The sequence below is a fragment of the Thauera linaloolentis 47Lol = DSM 12138 genome (genome assembly GCF_000310205.1).
In the GTDB taxonomy this organism is placed as follows: domain Bacteria; phylum Pseudomonadota; class Gammaproteobacteria; order Burkholderiales; family Rhodocyclaceae; genus Thauera; species Thauera linaloolentis.
Map to the genome: position 1 here is coordinate 1 of NZ_AMXE01000141.1, position 5,091 is coordinate 5,091.

The 5,091-nt window shown below is 64.7% G+C and carries 3 protein-coding genes; all 3 read right to left on the minus strand.

Annotated features, from left to right (window positions below):
- Positions 1-79: 79 nt before the first annotated feature.
- Entirely contained in the window at positions 80-2,575 is a 2,496-nt protein-coding gene (gene gyrB / locus C666_RS18500; protein ID WP_004347988.1) for a DNA topoisomerase (ATP-hydrolyzing) subunit B, read from the minus strand.
- Between the two features lie 175 nt (positions 2,576-2,750).
- Entirely contained in the window at positions 2,751-3,860 is a 1,110-nt protein-coding gene (gene dnaN, locus C666_RS18505) for a DNA polymerase III subunit beta (protein ID WP_004347989.1), read from the minus strand.
- Between the two features lie 65 nt (positions 3,861-3,925).
- Positions 3,926-5,091: chromosomal replication initiator protein DnaA (gene dnaA / locus C666_RS18510; RefSeq protein WP_004347990.1), on the minus strand; the 1,166-nt coding region annotated here is incomplete at its 5' end.

A 5,091-nucleotide genomic window follows, 5' to 3' on the forward strand; every position in this document is an offset into this window, starting at 1 on the left:
AGGTCCATTTCACCGTTCTTGAGAAATTTATTTCACCGATGTGAGAAAAATTTCAAAACGAGTGAGAACCTACACAACCTCACACATCAATGTTCTGCGCATACAGCGCATTGCCCTCGATGAACGCCCTTCTCGGCTCCACGTTGTCGCCCATCAGCGTCGTGAAGATCTCGTCGGCGGCGATGGCGTCGTCGATCTGCACGCGTAGCAGGCGGCGCACGGCCGGGTCCATGGTGGTTTCCCATAGCTGTTCGGGGTTCATCTCGCCCAGGCCCTTGTAGCGCTGCTTGCTGAGGCCGCGTTCGACTTCGCGCAGCAGCCAGCCGATGGCGTCGGCAAAGCGGGTGACGGGCTGGCGCTTTTCGCCGCGGCGGATTTCGGCGCCGGGGCCGATGAGGCCGGAGATGGCTTCGGCGGCGTTGCGGATGCTGCGGTAGTCGCCGGAGACGAGGAAGTCCTGTTCGACCCAGCCGAACTTGCGGTTGCCGTGGTGCAGGCGCTCGATGATGAGGCGCCAGCCTTCGGTTTCGTCGTGGTATTCGGGGTAGATCTGCAGGCCTTCGGGCAGGTGGGCCTGGATGCGGTCGGCCGAGGCGTGGGCGGCGGCTTCGTCGTCGAGGCTGACCTGCAGGTCGTGGGCAAGCATGACTTGCAGCACTTCGGGGTCGATGTAGCTGGCCAGGCGCTTGATGACAGCCTCGGCGAGCAGGTAGCTGCGGGCGAGGCCGCCCAGGGCTTCGTCGACAATGGCGGTGGCACCTTCGCGTGGGATGAGCATGGCGCCGTCGAGGGCGAGCTTGAGCAGGTGACCGTTGAGCTCGTTGTCGTCCTTGATGTAGATCTCGGTCTTGCCGTGCTTGATCTTGTACAGCGGCGGCTGGGCGATGTAGATGTGGCCGCGCTCGACCAGCTCGGGCATCTGGCGGTAGAAGAAGGTGAGCAGCAGGGTGCGGATGTGGGCGCCGTCGACGTCGGCGTCGGTCATCAGGATGATGCGGTGGTAGCGCAGTTTTTCGGGCTTGTAGTCGTCCTTGCCGATGCTGGTGCCGAGCGCGGTGATGAGCGTGGCGATTTCCTGGCTTTGCAGCAGCTTGTCGAAGCGTGCCTTTTCGACGTTGAGGATCTTGCCCTTGAGCGGCAGGATGGCCTGGAACTTGCGATCGCGGCCCTGCTTGGCGGAACCGCCGGCGGAGTCGCCCTCGACCAGGTAGAGCTCGCACAGCGCGGGGTCTTTTTCCTGGCAGTCGGCAAGCTTGCCGGGCAGGCCGACGCCGTCGAGCACGCCCTTGCGGCGCGTCATTTCGCGTGCCTTGCGGGCGGCGTCGCGGGCGCGGGCGGCTTCGACGATCTTGTTGCAGATGGTCTTGGCGTCGATCGGGTTTTCGAGCAGGAAGTCGCCGAGCTTGCTGGCGACGACTTCTTCCACCGCCGGGCGGGCCTCGGAGGACACCAGCTTCATCTTGGTCTGGCTGGCGAACTTGGGGTCGGGCATCTTGACCGACAGCACGCAGGCCAGGCCTTCGCGCATGTCGTCACCGGTGATGTCGACCTTGGCCTTCTTGGCGATCTCGTTTTCTTCGATGTACTTGTTGATGACGCGGGTCATCGCCGCGCGCAGGCCGGTGAGGTGGGTGCCGCCGTCGGCCTGCGGGATGTTGTTGGTGTAGCACAGCACCTGTTCCTGGTAGCTGTCGTTCCACTGCATGGCGACTTCGACCGCCAGTTCGGCATCGTGGCCCTGGCCGGTGGGGATGCGGGTGGTGCCGGTGGCGTAGAAGACGGTGGGGTGCAGCACCGTCTTGGCGCGGTTGATGTATTCGACGAAGCCCTTGACGCCGCCGGCGAAGGCGAAGTCTTCTTCCTTGCCGGTGCGCTGGTCGACGAGGCGGATCTTGACGCCGTTGTTGAGGAAGGAGAGTTCGCGCAGGCGCTTGGCGAGGATGTCGTAGTGGTACTCGACGGTGCCGAAGATTTCGTCGTCGGCCAGGTAATGCACCTTGGTGCCGCGCTTGCCGGTTTCGCCGACGATGCGTGCCGGGCTGATCTCGACGCCGTCGACGACTTCGATGACGCGGTTCTGCGGCTTGCCGCGCTCGAATTCGAGCAGATGCTTCTTGCCGTCGCGGGCGACGGTGACCTGCATCCACTTGGACAGCGCATTGACGCAGGACACGCCCACGCCGTGCAGGCCGCCGGACACCTTGTAGCTGTTCTGGTTGAACTTGCCGCCGGCGTGCAGCACGCACATGACGATTTCGGCCGCCGAGCGCTTGGGTTCGTGCTTGTCGTCCATCTTGACGCCGACCGGGATGCCGCGGCCGTTGTCGGTCACCGAGATCGAGTTGTCGGCGTGGATGGTGATGACGATATCGTCGCAGTGGCCGGCCAGGGCCTCGTCGATGGAGTTGTCCACGACTTCGAACACCATGTGGTGCAGGCCGGTGCCGTCGGAGGTGTCGCCGATGTACATGCCGGGGCGCTTGCGCACGGCTTCCAGCCCTTCGAGCTGCTGGATGCTGGATTCGTCGTAGTCGTTGCCCCCTTGCGGGGCCGGCGTGTTTTGCGGTTCGGACATGGTCATCTCGGTGATTCAAAGAACGCTGCTGCTTAAAAACAAAATTGCCACAGTGGAGTGCGAAGAAACCGTAACGAGCGGGTCGAGGTCGGCGCGAGAAGCGCAGCCATACTTGGTGAATGGCGAGCATCGCAGCGGCGACGCCGACCCGCGCAGTAGGTTTATTCGCTCTCCACTAAATGCGCATCGGCATCACGACGTACTTGAACTTGTCGTTGCCGGGCAGGGTGATCAGGGCGCTGGAATTGCCGTCGTTGAAGCGCCAGTCCACCGTTTCCGAGCCCAGGTTGTTGAGCACGTCGAGCAGGTAGGTGACATTGAAGCCGATGTCGAGCTTGTCGCCCTGGTAGTCGATCTCGAGCTCGTCCAGCGCTTCTTCCTGTTCGGCGTTGGTGGAGATGATCTTGAGGATGCCGTCCTCGAGCACCATGCGCACGCCGCGGAATTTTTCGTTGGTCAGGATGGCGGCGCGCTGCAGCGCCGCGAGCAGCGGCTGGCGGGCGAAGTTGATGAGCTTGGGATGGCCCTGCGGGATCACGCGCTCGTAGTCGGGGAACTTGCCGTCGATGAGCTTGGTGACGAGCTCGATTGGGCCGAAGCGGAACACCGCCTGGTTGCCGGCGAGGACGATTTCGAGCGGATCTTCGCTGTCGGCGAGTTGGCGGGCGAGTTCGAGCACGGTCTTGCGCGGCAGGATGGCTTCGGTGCGCTGTTCCACCGGCGCGTCGAGGTCGGCTGCGGCGTAGGCCAGGCGGTGGCCGTCGGTGGCGACCATGCGCAGTTCGTTGCCGTCGGCGATGATGAGCAGGCCGTTGAGGTAGTAGCGGATGTCCTGCTGCGCCATCGAGTACGACACCTGGGCCAGCAGGCGCTTGAAGCTGCGCTGGCTGACGGTGATGCGGGCGGCCGCTTCGTCGGGCGGCGACAGGCGCGGGTAGTCGGCGGCGGGCAGGGTCTGCAGCTGGAAGCGGCTGCGGCCGGCCTTGACCGTGAGGCGCTTGTCGTCGAGCGTGAGGTTGATGTCGGCGGAGTCGGGCAGGGCGCGCAGGATGTCCTGCAGCTTGCGCGCGCCGACGGTGATCGCGGCATCCTCGCCGCCGATGTGGCCGGCGGTGGTGGTGCGGATCTGGATCTCGATGTCGGTGGCGAGCATCGTGAGCTGGTCGCCGTGCTTCTCGATCAGCACGTTGGACAGGATCGGGAGCGTGTGGCGCTTTTCGACGATGCCGGCGACCGACTGCAGCGGGGCCAGGAGCGCATCGCGGGTGGTGGTGAGCAGGAGCATGGCGTCAGATCAGGTCGTTGGGTTGGTCGGAAGGGTCGGTTTCGTGTGGTGTGGCTGCTTCGGGTTCAGCCGCGCAGCACCTGGGTGAGCACGTGGACGTCGTGGTTGAGCTGGTGGTCGCCGAGGCGCAGCTCGGTAATGGTACGGCAGGCGTGGAGAACCGTCGTGTGGTCGCGGCCGCCGAAGGCTTCGCCGATCGCCGGCAGGCTCATCGGCGTGAGCTCCTTGGCCAGCCACATCGCCACCTGGCGCGGGCGGGCGATGACGCGGGTGCGCTTCTTGGAGTGCATGTCGGCGATCTTGATCTTGTAGTAGTCGGCGACGGTTTTCTGGATGTGTTCGATCGAGAGCTGGCGGTTGTGCGCGTGCAGCAGGTCCTTGAGCGCTTCCTTGGCGACTTCGAGGCCGATCTGGCGGCCGTGGAAGCGGGCGTAGGCGACGACCTTGTTGAGGGCGCCTTCGAGCTCGCGCACGTTGGAGCGCAGGTTCTTGGCGATCAAGAAGGCGACGTCGTCGTCCACCGCCACGCGCAGGGCCTCGGCTTTCTTCTTCAGGATGGCGACGCGCATCTCGAGCTCCGGCGGCTCGATCTGCACCGTCAGGCCCCAGTCGAAGCGGGAGATGAGGCGGTCTTCCAGGCCCTGAATGTCCTTGGGATAGGTGTCGCAGGTGATGACGATCTGCTTGCGCGCTTCGGTGAGGGCGTTGAAGGCGTGGAAGAACTCTTCCTGCGTCCGGTTCTTGTTGTTGAAGAACTGGATGTCGTCGATGATCAGCATGTCGAGCGAGCGGTAGTAGCGCTTGAAGGCGTCGAAGCTCTTTTGCTGGTAGGCGCGCACGACGTCGGCGTAGTAGTCCTCGACATGCACGTAGCGGATCACCGCGCGCGGGTTGTGCCTGAACACCGCGTTGCCGATGGCGTGCACCAGGTGGGTCTTGCCCAGGCCGACGCCGCCGTAGACGAACAGCGGGTTGTACGAGGTGCCGGGGTTTTGCGATACCTGCATGGCGGCGGCGCGGGCCAGATCGTTGGCACGGCCGGTGACCAGGGTGTCGAAAGTGAAGTCGGGGTTGAGGCGGGTCTTTTCGTAGGCCAGTTCGAGGCCCGACGAGGCGCTCGGCGCCGGGCCGGCGTCGTTGTCGCGGCTGGCGGCGGCCGGTGTGCGCGGCGCGCGGGCGGGTTGGGGCTCGGCGGCAGGCGTGGGGGCATCCGCCACGGGCTCTTCTGCGG